The following is a 17,610-nucleotide window of genomic DNA, read 5'->3' as shown; positions in this document are numbered from 1 at the left end:
AGCAGCATGCGCACATCGGAAATCGCCAAGCGTTTCCTCGATTATTTCCAGGGCAAGGATCATCTGGTGGTTCCCTCCGCCTCCTTGATTTCGCCCAATCCCACCACGCTCTTCACCATCGCCGGCATGGTTCCCTTCATCCCCTACCTGCTGGGGGAGCAGACCCCGCCCAAGAACCGCATGGCCAGCAATCAGAAGTGCGTGCGTACCCTGGACATTGATGAGGTGGGTAAGACCACCCGTCACGGCACCTTCTTCCAGATGCTGGGCAACTTTTCCTTCGGCGACTACTTCAAGGAGGAGGCCATCCACTATGCCTGGGATCTGCTGACCAAGCCCCAGGACCAGGGCGGCTACGGCTTCGACCCCGAAACGATCTGGGTCACCACCTACACCGACGATGACGAGGCTCGTTCACTGTGGAAGAACGAGGGTTTCGACCCAGAGCACATGGAAATCCTGGGCATGGAGGACAACTTCTGGACAACCGGCGGCCCCGGCCCCGGCGGACCGTGCTCCGAGATCTACGTGGATCGCGGCCCTGCCTATGGCAAGGAGGGCGGCCCTTCGGCAGACGAGAACCGATACATCGAGATCTGGGATCTGGTCTTCGAAAACTACGAGGTGGACAATGTCCGATCCAAGACAGACCTGCACATCGTGGGCGAGCTGGAGCACAAGAACATCGATACCGGTGCCGGACTGGAGCGTCTGGCCTACCTGCTTCAGGGCAAGCAGAACATCTATGAGACCGACGAGGTCTACCCTGTCATCCAGGCGGCCGAGAGCCTGTCTGGTCGGCACTACGGCGACGACGCCCAGGATGACGTGCGCTTCCGTGTGGTGGCCGACCATGTCCGCTCGGCCCTGATGATCATGAGCGACGGAGTCCGCCCCAGCAACGTCGGTCGTGGCTACGTGCTGCGTCGTCTGCTGCGCCGGACCATCCGCTCCATGAAGATGCTGGGCGTGGACCAGGAGGTTCTGCCTCAGCTCTTCCCAGTCTCCAAGGAGGCCATGGCCCTCAGCTATCCGGAGCTGAACGACACCTTCTCTGATGTGTCCGAATCGGCCTATGGCGAGGAGCTGTCCTTCCGCCGGACCTTGGACAAGGGAACCACCCTTCTGGATACTGCCGTCAACAAGGCCAAAAGCGGGAAGGGCGAACCTGAGGTGTCCGGCAAGGATGCCTTCACTCTGCACGACACTTATGGGTTCCCCATCGAGCTGACCCTGGAGATGGCTGCCGAACAGGGAGTCAAGGTCGATCAGGACGAGTTCCGGAAGCTCATGAACGAGCAGAAGTCCAGGGCTCGCGCCGATGCTATGAAGAAGCGGCACAACGTGGACCTGAGCGTCTACGACGATATGCGCAAGAGTCTGGCCGAGCCTCAGGTCTTCCTGGGCTACACTGACTTTTCCAGCCGGTCAACCGTCCTGGGCATCATCCAGGAGGGCAAGGGAGCGGTTCCGGCTGTCAAGGCACCTGCCCAGGTTGAGGTGATTCTGGACCGCTCGCCCTTCTATGCCGAGGCCGGCGGTCAGCTAGCCGACCAGGGTGAGATACTGGCCGACGATGGGGCCGTCCTTGAAGTGGACGACGTGCAGAAGCCCATCAAGGGGTTGACTATCCACCGTTGTCGGCTGACCGAAGGGACGCTGACCCTGCAGGCCAAGGTCACGGCCACCATCGACCGGAACCGGCGCGGCGCCATCGCCCGCTCACACACCGCAACGCACATGGTCCACAAGGCCTTGCGAGAGGAACTGGGTCCCCAGGCCACGCAGCGCGGTTCTGAGGATGCGCCCAACAGGCTGCGTTTCGACTTCCAGTGGTCGCAGGCCCCCAGCCGCCAGGCCATGGATGCGGTGGAATCCCGCGTCAACGACCGCCTGCGAGACAACCTGGCCGTGACCACGCAGGAGATGAAGTACGACGATGCCATCGCCCTGGGCGCCATGCACCTGTTCGGGGAGAAGTATGGCGACGTGGTCCGTGTGGTCTCCATTGGCGAGGACGGCTGGAGTCGTGAGCTCTGCGGGGGAACCCATGTGGACCACGTGGGCAAGATCGGCGCGGTCTCCATCATGTCCGAGGCCTCGGTGGGCACCGGCGTTCGTCGTGTCGATGCCGTAGTGGGTCAGGGGGCGTACGAGTACAACGCCCGTGAGCACGCCCTGGTCTCACAGCTCTCAGACAAGCTCAACGCCCGCCCTGACGAGCTTGAGTCTAGGATCTCTACCCTGCTGGCCAAGCTCAAGGAGTCCGATCGCCGACTGGCAGCAACCTATGAGCAGCAGATGGCCCAGGCTGTGCCAGAGCTGGCCAACCATGCTCTGCACGCCCCAGGCGAGGTCAAGATCGCCTCTCGGAATATGGAGCATTTTGGCTCGGTCGATGCCCTGCGCAAGACGGTAACCGACCTGCGGGCCCGCATGGGCGATGAATACCCGGTTGTGGTTGCTTTGGCCGGTGTCAGCGAGGATGAGAAGCCCGTCATCTTTGTAGCCACCAACCAGGCTGCACGTGACCGTGGTCTTAGGGCCGGCGACCTGGTCAGGAAAGCATCCAAGGTCCTGGGAGGCGGCGGTGGTGGCAAGCCTGACTTCGCCCAGGGTGGCGGCCAGGATGCTTCAGCCATTGATCGGGCTTTGAAAGCCCTAAGCGATCAGGTCCGAGAGGGCTGAGCTCTCCCGTGGGATCACAGACAGGCGTGTGGCTGGGGGTGGATCTAGGCGAAGCCAGGGTGGGTCTGGCCCTGTCGGACCCGGAGTTGTCCTTGGCCTTTCCCGCTGGTAACATCCAGGTCCAGGGTGACTATTTTCAGGCCTTGGACCAGGTGGAAGACCTGATTATGGATAAATGTGTGTCCAAGGTCGTAGTCGGACACCCCCTGCTGCTGAGCGGCCAGGCTGGTCGCAGCGCCAAAAAGGCGGCCCGTTGGGTGAGAGCCCTGACCGGCCGCCTGCATGAGGTTGCACAAGATGCTGGCGTTGCCCCTGGACAGCTGCCCAGTGTAGTATTGCGAGACGAACGACTGACGACCGTCAGCGCCCACCGTCAGCTTTATGATGCCCGCGTGGACGGGCGAAGACATCGTCCGGTGGTCGATCAGCAGTCCGCTGTTGTGCTGTTGCAGTCGGCCCTGGACGACCGACGTGCCGACAAGGAGTGCTAATTGGCCGACGACATGCAGGAATTCTTCCAGGACAAGGTCCAATGGGTTGCCGACGGGCAGGCCCCGGTTTCCGCTATGCCGCCACGTCCTCCTCGTTCACGTCGTGAAATGCGCCGTCGGCGCGAAAGACGCAAACATCGCAAGCAGATCATGATCGTCCTCATTGCCTTGGCTGTTGTGCTGGCCACCTTCTGCGTGGTGATCCTGGTGGGCGGGCTGCGCCATGGCGCCCCCCGGATCGTAGCCACCAAGGAGGTAGCCCCCGACTATCCAGGCCCTGGCGGACAGCCCCTGGAGTTCACAGTCGAGAGCGGCCAGGGGGCTGATCAGGTGGGTGCCAATCTGGTCAAGGCCGGGGTGGTCAAGTCCACGGCCGCCTTCCTGCACGCCATCACCAGCACCCAGTCCGAATCCCGGCTCCTGCCCGGCACCTTCGATCTGCGTCTGCGAATGAAGGCCTCGGATGTGGTGGCCATTCTGACCGACCGAAGCAAGGCCGGAGGCTTCCTGCAGGTGAGAGCGGGCGAACGGGTCCGCGATGTGGTTGCCCGGGCCGCCCAGCTTTCCGGTGTTCCGCAGGGCGATTTCGACGCCTTGATCCAAGCCAAGGGCGAGGACATCCTGCCCCAGGAGGCACGGGGCAACTTCGAGGGATGGCTGCAGCCAGGTGAGTACGATGTGCGCAAGGCCGGATCGGCCAAGGCCATCCTGAGCAACCTGGTCTCCAAGCGGATCGAGCACCTGGACCAGTTGGGCGTGCCCGGGGGCCAGGATCGGCAGACTATACTCAACACGGCCTCCATCACCGAGGCCGAGGTCAACAAGTCGGAATACTACAACAAGGTGGCCCGGGTCATTGAAAACCGATTGGCCAAGGGAATGCCCTTGGGCATGGACAGCACCGTGGCGTACTCCAACAATGTCTCTGCCTTGAAGCTGACCGATGCCATGCTGAAGAATGCCAACGACCCCTACAACACCAGGGTCCACCCGGGCCTGCCGCCAGGCCCCATCGGCAGCCCTGGAGACGAGGCCATTCAGGCGGCCATGCACCCTGAGTCTGGCGACTGGCTCTATTTCGTGACCGTCAACATGGACACGGGAGAGACCAGGTTCAGTGACAACCCAGATCAGTTCAACCGCGATGTCAAGGAGTACAAGGCCTGGGAGTCCCAGCACAACGAGCAGAGCAAGTAGCGCCTTGTCCCCCTGGAATTCAGGATCTCAATTATCCGGCAGACCGCCAGTCCTAGATGGCTTCAATGACCAGAGCTATCACCGCTGCGGCTAGGATGACTGGGACATAGGCCAGCGAGAGAGGGTTGTTCGTTCTGGCCGACCTGCGGCGCCGAGCCAACCAGACCAGAGCCAGGGAAACCAGTCCCAGCAGGCCCATTATCAGCCACCAGACCAGAATGGTCGTCCATCCTAGGACAGACAGGCTCAGGGCGACCAGACCTGTAGCCGTCACGTCGCCCAGTCCCAGGGCGCCGGGTCGGACCAGGGCCAGCAGGAGCTGAAGTCCTGCACATGCCAGAGTCAGCAGCAGGCACTGCGCCAGTAGCATCGGACGACCCTTGATCAGGGAAAAGACCAGCAGGGTCACGGTCTGCAGCACCAGCCCGAAGAGCACCAGAAGACGTGGGACTCGCCGGGAGCGGATGTCTATCAGGGCCAGGAGGAGGGCGGTCAGCAGTCCCGGCGCTGGGATGAGGTAGACCATCTTCTAAGATAATCATACGTAGCCCTAACCTGGCAAACGAGGAACAAACGAGGAGCTTGAATATGTTGCGCTGGCAGACGGCAGGGGAATCCCACGGAGAGGCCTTGGTGGCCATGATGGAGGGTCTGCCCGCCGGTGTCGCCGTGTCCACCAAGGATATCGAATCGGCCTTGGCCCGTCGTCGGCTGGGCTATGGCCGTGGGGCCAGGATGGGATTTGAGCAGGACAAGGTGCGACTGCTGACCGGAGTCAGACATGGACGGACGCTCGGTTCACCAGTGGCCGTCGAGATCGGCAACACGGAGTGGCTCAAGTGGGAGCGGATCATGAGCGTGGACGAGCTGCCTGCCGATCAGGAGCCCCCGGCGACCGGTCGCAACGCCCCTCTGACCAGGCCCAGGCCAGGCCATGCCGATCTGACTGGTATGCGCAAGTACGGGTTTACGGATGCGCGTCCAGTCCTTGAGCGCTCATCTGCCAGGGAGACCGCCTCCAGGGTGGCCTTAGGATCGGTGGCTGCCGACTTCCTGCAGCAGGCCCTGGGCATACGGACCGTTTCCCACGTCATCTCCATAGCCGGGGTCGGGCTGGAGGGGCATGAGGCTACGCCCGGCCCTGAAGACGGACCCGCCCTGGATGCCTCTCCGGTCAGGACCTTGGACAAGGACGCTGAGAAGCGGATGGTGGCCAGGATCGACCAGATCAAGAAGGACGGCGACACCGCCGGTGGGGTCTTCGAGGTCATCGCTTATGGCGTGCCTGCAGGACTGGGCACTTATGTGGAGGACGATCGGCGTCTGGATGCGGCCTTGGCCAGCGCCTTCATGGGCATTCAGGCCATCAAGGGCGTGGAGATCGGAGATGGATTCAGCGAGGCTGATCGCCCAGGATCACAGGCCCATGACGAGATGGAGCCCGGTCCTGACGGCACCATCCGCAGACTCAGCAACCACGCGGGCGGCCTGGAGGGTGGCACATCCAACGGCCAGCCCATCAGGGTGAGGGCCGCCATGAAGCCTATCTCTTCGGTGCCCCGAGCCCTGCGGACGGTGGATGTGGCCACCGGCCAGCCTGCCCAGGCTATCCATCAGCGTTCCGACGTGACTGCAGTGCCTGCCGCCGCAGTGATCGGCGAAGCCATGATGAACCTGACGCTGGCACGATTCGCCTTGGAGAAGTTCGGCGGCGACTCGCTCGAGGAGGTTCGGCGCAACGCCCAGGCCTACCTCCAGTCCTGGCCCGAGCATCTGCGGTAGGGGGCGGTCTTGCATGATTGAAAGCAGCAGCATGCCCAAGGCCGTCGTCATCGGCATGCCCGGTGCGGGCAAGACCCGTCTGGGCAGGGAGACGGCCGCCCTGATCAAGGTGCCCTTCCGGGATACGGACCAATGCGTCGAGGAAGAAGTAGGTCTGTCGGTCAGCGAGATCTTCGACAGCCAGGGTGAGCAGGCCTTCCGCGGTATGGAGACCAGGACGGTCCTGGACCTCTTGAAGGATTTTCCCAGCGGCATCCTGTCCCTGGGAGGCGGTGCTCCCATGAGCATCGAGGTCTTCCAGGCGCTGCAGGACTATCGGCGGGCTGGCGGTGCTGTGGTCTACCTGCAGATCGACCCTGAGGAGGGGATCAGCCGAGCGGCTCACTCGGATCGTCGTCCCCTTCTTCGCGGCGGCGCATCGGAGCGCTGGATGGCTCTCTATCGTGAGCGTCGCAGCGTCTACCAGGGGCTGGCTACCATCACCCTCAAATCCAGGAACACCACCCCCTGGGCCCTAGCCCGACGGCTAGCCGATGCCTTGACTGAGCGGGTGGTTCACGTCAGCGGTCCCTATCCCTATGATGTGAGGATCGGCACCGGGGTGACCGGGCGACTGCATGAGCTGCTTGGCGACCAGACCATGAGGGTGGCCCTGATTCACACCCAGCCGGTCCAGCGTCATTCCGACCATGCCCGGGCCCTGCTTCGCCAGGCCGGGTATCAGGTGGTGGATTTGACCATTCCCGACGCGGAGGCAGGCAAGACCATCCAGGTCAGCCAGGGTATCTGGGAGCGCTTGGCCACCGAGGGCTTCACCCGTTCCGACGCGGTTGTGGGATTGGGAGGGGGAGCGGCCACAGACCAGGCCGGGTTTATCGCCGCTACTTGGATGCGCGGCATCCGCTATGTGAACTGCCCCACCTCCCTGCTGGCTATGGTTGATGCCTCCACCGGAGGTAAGACCGGCATCAACATGGAGCAGGGCAAGAATCTGGTAGGCAGCTTCTACACCCCTGCCGGCGTCCTGGCTGATCTGCGGACTCTGCGGACCCTGCCCAACGAGATCTTCGTAGAGGGCCTGGGAGAAGTGGCCAAGTCCGGTTTCATCATGGACGGAGGTATTCTGCGTGAGCTGGAGGAGCGGGCTGACTGCCTGCGAGCCTTCGACGGACAGGAGTCTGACCAGTGGCTGGGCACGGTGGTCCAGGATCTGATCGAACGCACCGTGGAGGTCAAGGCCCGGCACGTCTCAGTGGATCTCAAAGAGTCCGGCTTGCGGGAGTTCCTCAACTATGGCCACACCTTGGGCCACGCCATCGAGAAGATCGAACACTTTACCTGGCGGCATGGTCAGGCCGTCTCAGTGGGCATGGTCTTCGCGGCCGAGTTGGCCAGGATCACCGGCCATCTGGATCAGGAGGCGGTCGACTACCACCGGCAGCTTCTGTCTTCCCTGGGCCTTAGAACCTGGTGGGATGGTGGCGATTTCGACCATGTGCTGACCCTTATGCATCGGGACAAAAAGGCCCGTGGCAACAAGTTGCGGTTTATCATTCTTGATGGTTTGGGCAAACCCACCCACCTGGACGACCCGCCGGTCTCGGCGCTCAAGGAGGCCTTCCAGGCCATACGCAAGGAGGAATGACAAATGGCGGAAGCCGACAAGGGCAGGCAGACGGTTCTGGTGGTCAACGGACCCAACCTGGGTCGGCTGGGTGTGCGCGACCCTGATGTCTACGGTCGTCAGGATCTGGAGACACTGACCCGGGACTGCGAACAATGGGGTCAGCAGCTGGGCCTGGATGTTCAGGTGCTGCAATCGGACGACGAGGGCCAGGTCATCTGTTGGATGCATCAGGCGGTAGACCAGGGCAGCGCGGTGGTACTCAACCCGGCGGCCTTTACCCACTACAGCTATGGACTTGCCGATGCCGCCGTCCAGGTCACCCAGGCAGGGCTGCCACTGATGGAGGTTCATATTTCCAATCCTTCATCCCGGGAGGCCTTCCGCCGACGCAGCGTCATCTCGCCGGTGGCCACCGGCACAATCACTGGCCTGGGCTTCTACGGCTACCGGCTGGCCTTGGAGGCAGTGGCTCACCTGCAGGAGAGCGCATGAGAGACAGCGGAGAGATCGGCAAGAAGCTCTCTGCACCGCCCAAGGCCATCCTTGTCCGCGGCGCCAGGGTCCACAACCTACGCAATCTGGATGTCGACGTTCCTTTGAATCATCTGGTGGGCATCGCCGGGGTCTCGGGCTCCGGAAAGTCCTCCCTGGCTCTGGGGGTCCTCTATGCCGAGGGCTCACGGCGCTACCTGGAATCCCTGTCCACCTACACCAGGAGGCGGATGACCCAGGCCCAGCGCCCTCAGGTGGACTCGGTGCGTTTCCTGCCCCCCGCATTGGCCCTGCGTCAACGCCCGGGCGTGGGCGGCATGCGCTCCACCTTCGGCACCGCCACCGAGCTGCTTAACGTGCTCAGGCTGATGTTTTCCCGGCTGGCCAGCCACGTCTGTCCCAATGGCCATCGGCAGGAGCCCACCCTGGCAGTGGCAGCCGAGATGACCATCAGCTGCCCTATTTGCGGTGCAAAGGTGGAGCCTCCCAGCGCCGAGGAGCTGGCCTTCAACTCCCTGGGGGCCTGCCCTGCCTGCCAAGGGACCGGGACCGTGCGCGAGGTGGACGACGCCACCCTGGTTCCCGATGGCAGCCTGACCATCGACCAAGGGGCCGTGGTGCCATGGCGGACCTTCGGCTTCAACGTCCAGCCCGACATCGTGCGCGAGTTCGGAGTCCGCACCGACGTGCCCTGGCGGGATCTGACCGATCGGGAACGAAAGATCGTCTTCGAGGGGCCAGCCGAGAAGAAGCACATCACCATTACTTCAATCAAGGGTGTCCATGAGCTGGACTTCACCTTCCGCAACGCACGGCTGACCGTGACCGAGGAGCTCAAGAGAGCCAACGACGACAAGCGCCTGGCCAAGGTGGCCAAGTTCCTGACCGAACGGACCTGCCCGGACTGCAAGGGCACCCGGCTCAACCAGCGGGCGCGTCTGCCCGAGATCAACGGAGACAACCTAGCCGAGGTCACCTCCTGGCCTCTTGATCGGGTGCTGGACTGGGGTCGGAAGCTGCCGCCCACGCTGCCTGAACCTATGCGGCCCATGGCGTCGGCCCTCTGCAAGACCCTGGATGAGATGGGCAGGCGACTGATTCAGTTGGGACTGAGCTACCTGACCCTGGACCGCTCCAGCGCCTCCCTGTCTACCGGGGAGCGGCAGCGGGCCCAGCTGGCCAGGGCTGTGCGCAATGAGACCACTGGCGTGCTCTATGTGCTGGACGAGCCCTCGACCGGCCTGCATCCTGCCAACCTGGAGGGGCTTACAGGGGTCATGCGCGACCTGCTGGCCGACGGCAATTCGGTGGTTTTCGTCGACCACGACGTCAAGGTTCTGCAATCAGCCGACTATCTGATCGAAATGGGTCCCGGAGCAGGGGAGCGCGGCGGCAGGATTTTGGCCCATGGAGCCCCTGAGCAGATCGCTGCAGACCCGGACTCGCGTATTGCCGGTTTTCTGGATGGACGCGAGCCTGTTCTGGTACGGGACCGGCATCCCATGCCTGCAGAGAATGAGTGGATCCGTATGCAATCAGGACCCATTCACACAGTCCACCCTCTCGTTCTAGCCATTCCCCGTGGGTGCATGACGGCAGTAACCGGCGTATCCGGCTCAGGAAAGACAACCATGATCCTGGAGTCTCTGGTCCCGGCTTTGCAGGCCCGCATTCAGGGCGACCCCATGCCCAAGCATGTACACAGCCTGGAACCAGCGGGCATCGACAGGGTCCGGCTGGTGGACTCCTCGCCCATAGGCATCAACGTGCGCTCCACGGTGGCCACTTACTCGGGGCTGATGGTCCGGCTGCGTCGCCTCTTCGCGGCCACTGGCCAGGCGAAAAAGGACAAGTTGGGCATCTCTGCATTCTCCTATAACACCGGATCCCTGCGCTGCCCCCAGTGTGACGGGACCGGGCAGATCAGCCTGGATGTGCAGTTCCTGCCTGACATCCCCATCACCTGCCCTAGCTGCCATGGTCGTCGATACCGTCCGGAGGCCGAGCACTACCGTTTGTCCACGCCGGCCCACGCGGAGCCGATGAGTCTGCCCGATCTGCTGGCCATGGAGGTGGGCCGTGCCCTGGAGGTCTTCGCACAGGGCCGCGAGTACACAGCCATCCGCCGAGGCTTGCAGACATTGAAGGACCTGGGCTTGGACTACCTGACCCTGGGGGAGGACACCCCCTCCCTGTCTGGAGGGGAGGCCCAGCGGCTGAAGCTGTCCAACGAGTTGGGCCGTAGGCAGAATGGCTCCATGTTCGTTCTCGATGAGCCCACCACAGGCCTGCATCCCTTGGATGTGCGCGTCCTGATCGGAGTACTGGAGCGCCTGGTCAGCAAGGAGGCCACGGTGGTCTTCATCGAACACGATCTGGACATGATCGCCAACGCCGACCATGTGGTCGATATGGGTCCGGGGGGCGGCGATCGAGGCGGAAGAATCGTGGCCCAAGGGGACCCGGAATCCGTGGCTCGCAACCCGGATTCGGTGACCGGCCGCTACCTGGCCGACCACCTGCATTTGAGCCGTCCTTGAATCAGTCAGTCCTCCTCGAGTGTTGACCGGTTTCTGGTCGCTCCCGCCTGATAGGCTGAAGTTCCATGGTCAGAGAACATGGAAATCCGCAAGGGCATATCACCAAACACATTTTCGTCACCGGCGGCGTGGTCTCTTCGCTGGGCAAGGGACTGACCGCATCATCTCTGGGTCGTCTGCTGAGAAGCCGTGGAATCCGCGTTCTTCAACAGAAGCTGGATCCCTACATCAACGTCGATCCAGGGACCATGAACCCCTTCCAACACGGCGAGGTCTATGTGACCGAGGATGGGGCCGAAACCGACCTGGACATCGGCCATTACGAGCGTTTCACCGACGTCTTCCTCTCCCAGAAGGCCAATGTAACTACCGGCCAGATCTACCAGTCCGTTCTGCGCAAAGAGCGGGCGGGGGAGTACCTGGGCCAGTGCGTCCAGGTCATTCCCCATGTGACCAATGAAATCAAGAGCCGCATGCGGGCCCAGGCCAGTGACGATGTGGATGTAATCATCACCGAGATCGGAGGGACTGTGGGCGACATCGAGTCCCAGCCCTTCATGGAGGCCGCTCGCGAGGTTCGTCGGGACATCGGTCCGGACAACTGCATGTTCGTTCATGTCTCGCTGGTGCCCTATGTGGCAGCCGCCCACGAGCTGAAGACCAAGCCCACCCAGCACTCGGTCATGGCCCTGCGTCAGCTGGGCATCGCCCCCGATGCCTTGGTGTTGCGCTCTGACAGGCCGCTCAACCAGGGCATCAAGGACAAGATCTCCCTGATGTGCGACGTGGATGCCGAGGGCGTGGTCAACTGCGTGGATGCGCCCAGCATCTACGACGTGCCCAAGATCCTCTATAAGGAGGGTCTGGATACCTACGTGGTGCGCAAGCTGGGGCTGCCCTTCCACGACGTCGACTGGAACGAGTGGGAGGACCTGCTGGACCGGGTCCACAACCCCCGTACCAAGGTGACCGTCGCCATCGTGGGCAAGTACATCGACCTGCCTGACGCCTACCTGTCGGTCATCGAAGCTCTGAAGGCCGGCGGCTTCGCCAATCGGTCCCAGGTCCAGGTCAAGCTGGTGGCAGCCGACACCTGCGAGACCATGGATGGCGCCCGCAAGGCCCTGGAGGGCGTTGACGGCATCGTGGTTCCCGGAGGCTTCGGCATCCGTGGCATCGAGGGCAAGATTGGCGCTTTGCGCTACGCCCGTGAGACCGGCCTGCCCGCCTTGGGACTCTGTCTGGGTCTGCAGTCCATGGTCATCGAATTCGCCCGTCACGTCCTGGAGCTGGAGGATGCCAACTCCTCGGAGTTCGAGCCTGACTGCGAGAACCCGGTCATCGCCACCATGGAGGAGCAGAAGGAAATCGTGGCCGGCCATGGCGACATGGGCCACACCATGCGGCTGGGCGCCTACCCGGCAGTGCTCAAGCCCGACTCCCTGGTAGCCCGGCTCTATGGCTCCACTGAGATCTCAGAACGCCACCGCCACCGCTATGAGGTCAACGTCGCCTACAAGGAGCGGCTGGACAAGGCCGGCCTGCACATCTCAGGCACCAGCCCGGACGGGCAGCTGACCGAGTTCGTGGAGCTCTCCCAGGACCAGCACCCCTTCTATGTGGGTACCCAGGCCCACCCGGAGTTCAAGTCCCGGCCCACCAAGCCGCATCCTCTCTTTACCGGCCTGGTCAAGGCCAGCCTGGAGCACGGAGGCCAGGAGGCGGCCTGAAGTCAATTCCTTTTGGACTCTTCCGGTAAGATCGCCCGTTTCCCTCTTATAGGGAAGCGGGCGATTGTCCATATCGGCGCTTTCGCCGAAAGGAAGGGTCGGATTCCTTAGAGAGCGTAAGCCCGGGTCTGGCGGTTCACCAGTGCCACGGTTATCCTGTAAAGGTGTGATCGGCCGCATATGGTGGCCGTGCGTGTGTTAGGAGGTCTCAGCTCGTGGACAGCACCTCGCAGCGGACAGACACATCGCGGGATGTGGAAATGAGCCAATATGTGGCCGACCGCTCCCGCGTCAATGAAGAAAAAATCAAAAAAGACGACCAGATCATCTCCGAGTTCGGCGACTACACCTATGGCTGGCACGACTCCGATGATGCCGGTCGCAACGCTCACAAGGGCATCGACGAGGACGTGGTCCGGGCCATCTCGGCCGACAAGGGCGAGCCTGACTGGATGCTGCAGATGCGACTCGAGGGCTATCGGGCTTTCATGAACAAGCCCATGCCCAAGTGGGGCGTGGATTTAAGCGGGTTCGATGCCGACGACTTCAAGTACTACGTCAAGCCCTTGAAGGAGCAGGCCAAGGACTGGAAGGAACTGCCCGACGACATCCGCACTACTTACGACCGGCTGGGCATCCCCGAGGCCGAGAAGAAGCGGCTGGTCTCCGGTGTAGCCGCCCAGTACGAGTCCGAGGTCATCTACAATTCCATCCGTGACGACCTGCGCAAACAGGGGGTTATCTTCCTGGATACGGATACGGCCCTGAAAGAATACCCGGACCTCTTCCGCAAGTACTTTGCCACGGTCATTCCCCCGGACGACAACAAGTTCGCCGCCTTGAACACGGCGGCCTGGTCGGGTGGCTCCTTCGTCTACGTGCCCAAGGGAGTCCATGTGGACATTCCCCTGCAGGCCTACTTCCGGATCAACACGCCCAACATGGGCCAATTCGAGCGCACGCTGATCATCGCCGACGAGGGTTCCTACGTCCATTACGTGGAGGGCTGCACGGCCCCCATCTACTCCACCGACTCCCTGCATGCGGCCAATGTGGAAATCGTGGTCGAGCCTCACGCCCGTGTGCGCTACACGACGGTCCAGAACTGGTCCAACAACGTCTACAACCTGGTTACCCAGCGTGCCTATGTACGCGAGGGCGGCACCATGGAGTGGGTGGACGGCAACATCGGGTCCAAGGCGACCATGAAGTACCCGGCCTGCATCCTTGCCGAGCCCTACGCCAAGGCCGAGACCCTCTCCCTGGGCTTCGCCGGCAAGGGACAATACCAGGACACGGGCGCCAAGATGATTCACCTGGCACCCCACACCTCCTCAACCATCGTCTCCAAGTCCATCTCCCGCAACGGGGGAAGGGCCGCATACCGGGGCCTGGTCAAGATCATCAAGGGTGCCGAGAAGTCCTCTTCTTCGGTGGTCTGCGACGCCCTGCTGGTGGACGACTACTCCCGGTCGGACACCTACCCGCACGTAGACGTTCGCGAGGACGACGTGTCCATGGCCCACGAGGCCACCGTCTCCAAGGTCTCCGAGGACCAGCTCTTCTACCTGATGAGCCGCGGTCTGGAGGAGAAGGAAGCCATGGGCATGATCGTGCGGGGGTTTGTGGAGCCTATCTCCCGGCAGCTGCCCATGGAGTACGCGTTGGAGCTCAACCGCTTGGTCGAATTGCAGATGGAGGGTTCGGTAGGCTGATGTCACAGAAGAGCGAAATAACCATTCCGCATGCGGATCCCAAGGACCCATACGCTTTCCCGGCAACCATGCCGTCCAGCGCCGACAAGGAGCCCCGCTCCTTCAATCCTGACGACTTCCCCATGCCCACCCGCAAGCAGGATGACTGGCGGTTCACCCCCATCGACCGAATGGAGGAGTTCTTCGCTGTCTTCAAGCCCAGCGGTCTGACCAGGGTCTCGGTCACCATGATCGACGGGTCCGTCCCTCCCGCAGATCAGATCAGCTTCAGCCAGATTCCCATGGCTCAGGCTCCCTGCGGCACTGTCCTCAAGCCCAGCGACCGAGCGGCAGCCGTGGAGTGGGCGAGCGGCAAGCAGGCGACTGTGGTCAACCTCAGAGGCACCCTGGATCAGCCCGTGTTGGTCCGTGTCAATGGCGGCGGCCCCGAGTTGGATGCCTTCCACTTGGTCATCAAGGCAGAGGCGGGCACCAAGGCCGATTTGGTGGTCGAGCACCAGGGCCAGGCACGTCTGGCTGAGGGCGTTGAAATCGACATCGGTGACAAATCGCAGATGTCGACCACCTTCATCCAGGAGTGGGACAAGGGCAGCAAGCATGTAGGCAACCATCGCATTCACCTGGGAGCCGAGGCCTCCCTGCGTCACTCTGTAGTCAGCCTGGGCGGCGATGTCGTGCGGCTGCGCATGGACCAGGACTTCGGCGGCGAGCAGGGCGACCTGAACATGTTGGGTATCTACTTCGTCGACCCTGGCCAGCACATGGAGCACAGGACCATGGTGGTGCACAACCATCCCAACTGCAAGTCCCGCGTGGTCTACAAGGGGGCCTTGGATGGAATCGGCGCGCACACCACTTGGGTGGGTAATGCGCTCATTCAGCCCACCGCGCCTGGAACCGACTCCTACGAGCTCAACCGGAATCTGGTGTTGACCCCTGGGGCCATCGCGGATTCCGAGCCCAACCTGGAGATCGAGAACGGCGACATCATCGGGGCAGGCCATGCCAGCTCGGTTGGGCGCTTCGACGACGAGGAGCTCTTCTACCTGCAGTCCCGCGGCATCCCCGAGCAGGAGGCCCGCAAGCTGGTGGTTCGAGGCTTCTTCGGAGAACTGGTGGAGGAGATTGACGTCCCCAGCGTCTCCGGGCACCTGATGGGGGTCATCGACCGCAGGCTGGCGGCCGGCGAGGATCAAGAGATGCAGCACGTTTTGGAGGAGAACTGACATGTCCACATTGGAAATCAAGGATCTGCACGTCTCAGTGGAGACCAAGGAGGGTCGCAAGCAGATCCTCAAGGGGGCCACGCTGACCGTCCACTCCGGTGAAACCCACGCCATCATGGGGCCCAACGGGTCGGGCAAGTCCACTCTGGCCTATACATTGGCCGGCCATCCCAAGTATGAGGTGGATTCGGGCCAGGCCCTGCTGGATGGGCAGGATCTGCTCAAGATGACCCCGGACGAGCGGGCCAAGGCAGGGCTCTTCCTGGCCATGCAGTACCCGGTAGAGGTGCCTGGCGTGTCCATGACCAACTTCCTGCGTACTGCCAAGACCGAGGTCGACGGCAAGGCCCCGGCCATCCGCCAGTGGACCAAGGATCTGAATGATGCCATGAAGCGGCTGCGCATGGATCCCAAGTTCGCCCGGCGCTCGGTAAACGAAGGCTTCTCAGGCGGCGAGAAGAAGCGGGCCGAGGTCCTACAGCTGGAGCTCCTCAAACCTAAGTTCGCCATCCTGGACGAAACCGACTCCGGGCTTGACGTGGACGCTCTGCGCATCGTCTCCGAAGGGGTCAACAGAGCCAAAGGGAAAACCGGCATGGGCGTGCTCATGGTCACCCATTACACCAGGATTCTCAAGTATATCCAGCCTGACATCGTCCACGTTTTCGCCGACGGTCGCTTTGTGAAGACCGGCGGTCCCGAGCTGGCCGACACCCTGGAGGAGACCGGGTACGACCAGTACCTGCCAGAGGGTGCCGACTCCGAATCGGCCCTGGCCTGAGGATAAGAGAAGAGGTCCGCAATGGTCATTGATGACAGCATTCGGCAGCAGTTTCCGATTCTGGACCAGCAGGTGCATGGCCACCCCTTGGTTTATCTGGACTCGGCTGCCACTGCCCAGAAGCCCTTGGCGGTCATCGATGCCGTTCGGGACTTCTACCTGAAGGACAATGCCGGGGTGCACCGGGGCGCCCACGAACTGGCTGCCCGCAGTACCATGGCCTTCGAGCATGCACGCTCACGCGTGGCCGCCTTGGTCGGCGCAGAAGGCCAGGAGGGCGGCGAGGAGATTGTCGTCACCGCCGGGGCCACGGCTGCTCTGAACCTGCTGGCCACCGCCTTCGGCAATGCCAGCCTGGGTCGTGGAGGCAAGGCGGCACGTAGATTCGCCCTGAAGCCCGGGGATGAGGTCGTGGTCAGCAAGGCCGAGCATCACTCGGTTCTCCTGCCCTTCCAGGAGCTCTGCTACCGGACTGGGGCAGTCCTCAAGAGTTTCGATCTGGACCCGGATGGCCGTGTTCTGGCCGATACCGCCGACCAGGTCATTACCGAGCGGACCAAGGTGGTCGCCGTCACCCACGTCAGCAATGTGACCGGCGCCATTACTGACATCAAGCCCATTGTCCGCCGTGCCCATCAGGTGGGCGCCCTGGTGGTGCTGGACGTATGCCAGTCGGTGCCTCACCTGCCTATCGATCTGCACGCCATGGACGTGGACTTCGCTGCCTGGAGTGCGCATAAGATGTATGGCCCCACCGGCGTGGGCTTCCTCTATGGCCGCCGAGAGCTGCTTGAGGCCCTGCCACCGGCGTCATTCGGCGGATCCATGGTGGAGCTGGCCTATCTGGACCGTCCAGCCAGCTATATGGATCCGCCAGCCCGGTTTGAGGCTGGTACCCAGCCGGTTGCACAGATGATTGGCGCTGGCGTAGCTGCCGATTGGCTGATGGATCTGGGCATGGAGAACGTGGCTGAACACGAGAAGGCCATCGCCATTGGTCTGTTGAGGGTGGGGGAGTTGGATGGGGTACGTATCCTAGGGCCGACCACTCCAGAGGACCGGATCGGCACGGTTGCCTTCGACGTGCAGGGGGTCCATCCCCACGACGTGGGCCAGTATGTGGATTCGCGCGGCATTGCCATCCGCGTAGGACACCATTGCGCTCAGCCGGTCCATCGACACTTCGGTCTGATGGCCTCCAACCGGGCCTCGACCGGTGTTTACAATACTGTGGCCGACACGGATGCCCTGCTGGATGCCGTCTCCGGAGTCCGCAGGTTCTTCCGGGTGGCGTGAGGGTCTTCACCGGCAGCGCATCGACGGTTTTGGCTAAGACATACT

General features: G+C 62.6%; 13 protein-coding genes. 12 read left to right on the top strand and 1 reads right to left on the bottom strand.

Going from position 1 to position 17,610, the window contains the following annotated elements:
- Nucleotides 1-6 precede the first annotated feature (6 nt).
- From alaS to mltG, 3 genes are read left to right on the top strand one after another with little or no spacing between them, the layout of a single operon-like run.
- Entirely contained in the window at nucleotides 7-2,688 is a 2,682-nt protein-coding gene (alaS, locus tag GYM67_RS05075; RefSeq protein WP_220235906.1) for an alanine--tRNA ligase, read from the top strand.
- A gap of 8 nt (nucleotides 2,689-2,696) precedes the next feature.
- Nucleotides 2,697-3,179: a Holliday junction resolvase RuvX gene (ruvX, locus tag GYM67_RS05070; protein ID WP_220235905.1), complete on the top strand. Its 483-nt coding sequence runs from the start codon at nucleotides 2,697-2,699 to the stop codon at nucleotides 3,177-3,179.
- Nucleotides 3,180-4,376 carry an endolytic transglycosylase MltG gene (gene mltG, locus GYM67_RS05065; protein WP_258561445.1) on the top strand — a complete coding sequence of 399 codons (1,197 nt, stop codon included), beginning with the start codon at nucleotides 3,180-3,182 and terminating at the stop codon, nucleotides 4,374-4,376.
- A 52-nt stretch (nucleotides 4,377-4,428) separates the two neighbouring features.
- On the opposite strand, the gene GYM67_RS05060 is transcribed toward mltG, so the two are convergent.
- The gene (locus GYM67_RS05060; RefSeq protein WP_220235904.1) at nucleotides 4,429-4,902 is read right to left on the bottom strand and encodes a hypothetical protein; all 474 of its coding nucleotides are present in this window, start codon (nucleotides 4,900-4,902) and stop codon (nucleotides 4,429-4,431) included.
- Nucleotides 4,903-4,964: 62 nt separating this feature from the next.
- Here GYM67_RS05060 and aroC point away from each other — a divergent pair, with 62 nt between their 5' ends.
- The 9 genes from aroC (at nucleotide 4,965) to GYM67_RS05015 (ending at nucleotide 17,565) form a co-directional block, all read left to right on the top strand.
- Nucleotides 4,965-6,158, top strand: coding sequence for a chorismate synthase (aroC, locus tag GYM67_RS05055; RefSeq protein ID WP_220235903.1), 1,194 nt, complete (start codon nucleotides 4,965-4,967; stop codon nucleotides 6,156-6,158).
- A gap of 13 nt (nucleotides 6,159-6,171) precedes the next feature.
- Complete coding sequence (locus GYM67_RS05050) at nucleotides 6,172-7,803, top strand: bifunctional shikimate kinase/3-dehydroquinate synthase (RefSeq protein ID WP_220235902.1); 1,632 nt, start codon at nucleotides 6,172-6,174, stop codon at nucleotides 7,801-7,803.
- A gap of 3 nt (nucleotides 7,804-7,806) precedes the next feature.
- Nucleotides 7,807-8,277, top strand: coding sequence for a type II 3-dehydroquinate dehydratase (aroQ, locus tag GYM67_RS05045; protein WP_220235901.1), 471 nt, complete (start codon nucleotides 7,807-7,809; stop codon nucleotides 8,275-8,277).
- Nucleotides 8,274-10,817, top strand: a complete 2,544-nt coding sequence (locus GYM67_RS05040) for an excinuclease ABC subunit UvrA (RefSeq protein ID WP_220235900.1) — start codon at nucleotides 8,274-8,276, stop codon at nucleotides 10,815-10,817. Before aroQ ends, GYM67_RS05040 begins: the two co-directional genes overlap by 4 nt.
- Nucleotides 10,818-10,882: 65 nt before the next feature.
- Nucleotides 10,883-12,547, top strand: coding sequence for a CTP synthase (locus GYM67_RS05035; RefSeq protein WP_220235899.1), 1,665 nt, complete (start codon nucleotides 10,883-10,885; stop codon nucleotides 12,545-12,547).
- 260 nt (nucleotides 12,548-12,807) lie between these two features.
- The gene (sufB, locus tag GYM67_RS05030; RefSeq protein WP_220237418.1) at nucleotides 12,808-14,262 is read left to right on the top strand and encodes a Fe-S cluster assembly protein SufB; all 1,455 of its coding nucleotides are present in this window, start codon (nucleotides 12,808-12,810) and stop codon (nucleotides 14,260-14,262) included.
- Nucleotides 14,262-15,488, top strand: coding sequence for a Fe-S cluster assembly protein SufD (sufD, locus tag GYM67_RS05025; RefSeq protein WP_220235898.1), 1,227 nt, complete (start codon nucleotides 14,262-14,264; stop codon nucleotides 15,486-15,488). The genes sufB and sufD overlap by 1 nt, the downstream gene beginning before the upstream one ends.
- A gap of 1 nt (nucleotide 15,489) precedes the next feature.
- Nucleotides 15,490-16,269, top strand: a complete 780-nt coding sequence (gene sufC / locus GYM67_RS05020) for a Fe-S cluster assembly ATPase SufC (protein WP_220235897.1) — start codon at nucleotides 15,490-15,492, stop codon at nucleotides 16,267-16,269.
- Between the two features lie 21 nt (nucleotides 16,270-16,290).
- Nucleotides 16,291-17,565, top strand: coding sequence for a SufS family cysteine desulfurase (locus GYM67_RS05015; RefSeq protein WP_220235896.1), 1,275 nt, complete (start codon nucleotides 16,291-16,293; stop codon nucleotides 17,563-17,565).
- The last annotated feature ends 45 nt before the right edge of the window (nucleotides 17,566-17,610 follow it).

The organism is Bifidobacterium asteroides (assembly GCF_019469425.1).
In the GTDB taxonomy this organism is placed as follows: domain Bacteria; phylum Actinomycetota; class Actinomycetes; order Actinomycetales; family Bifidobacteriaceae; genus Bombiscardovia; species Bombiscardovia asteroides_I.
Note: the sequence above shows the minus strand (reverse complement) of the source record. Positions and strands in the feature narration are given on the sequence as shown.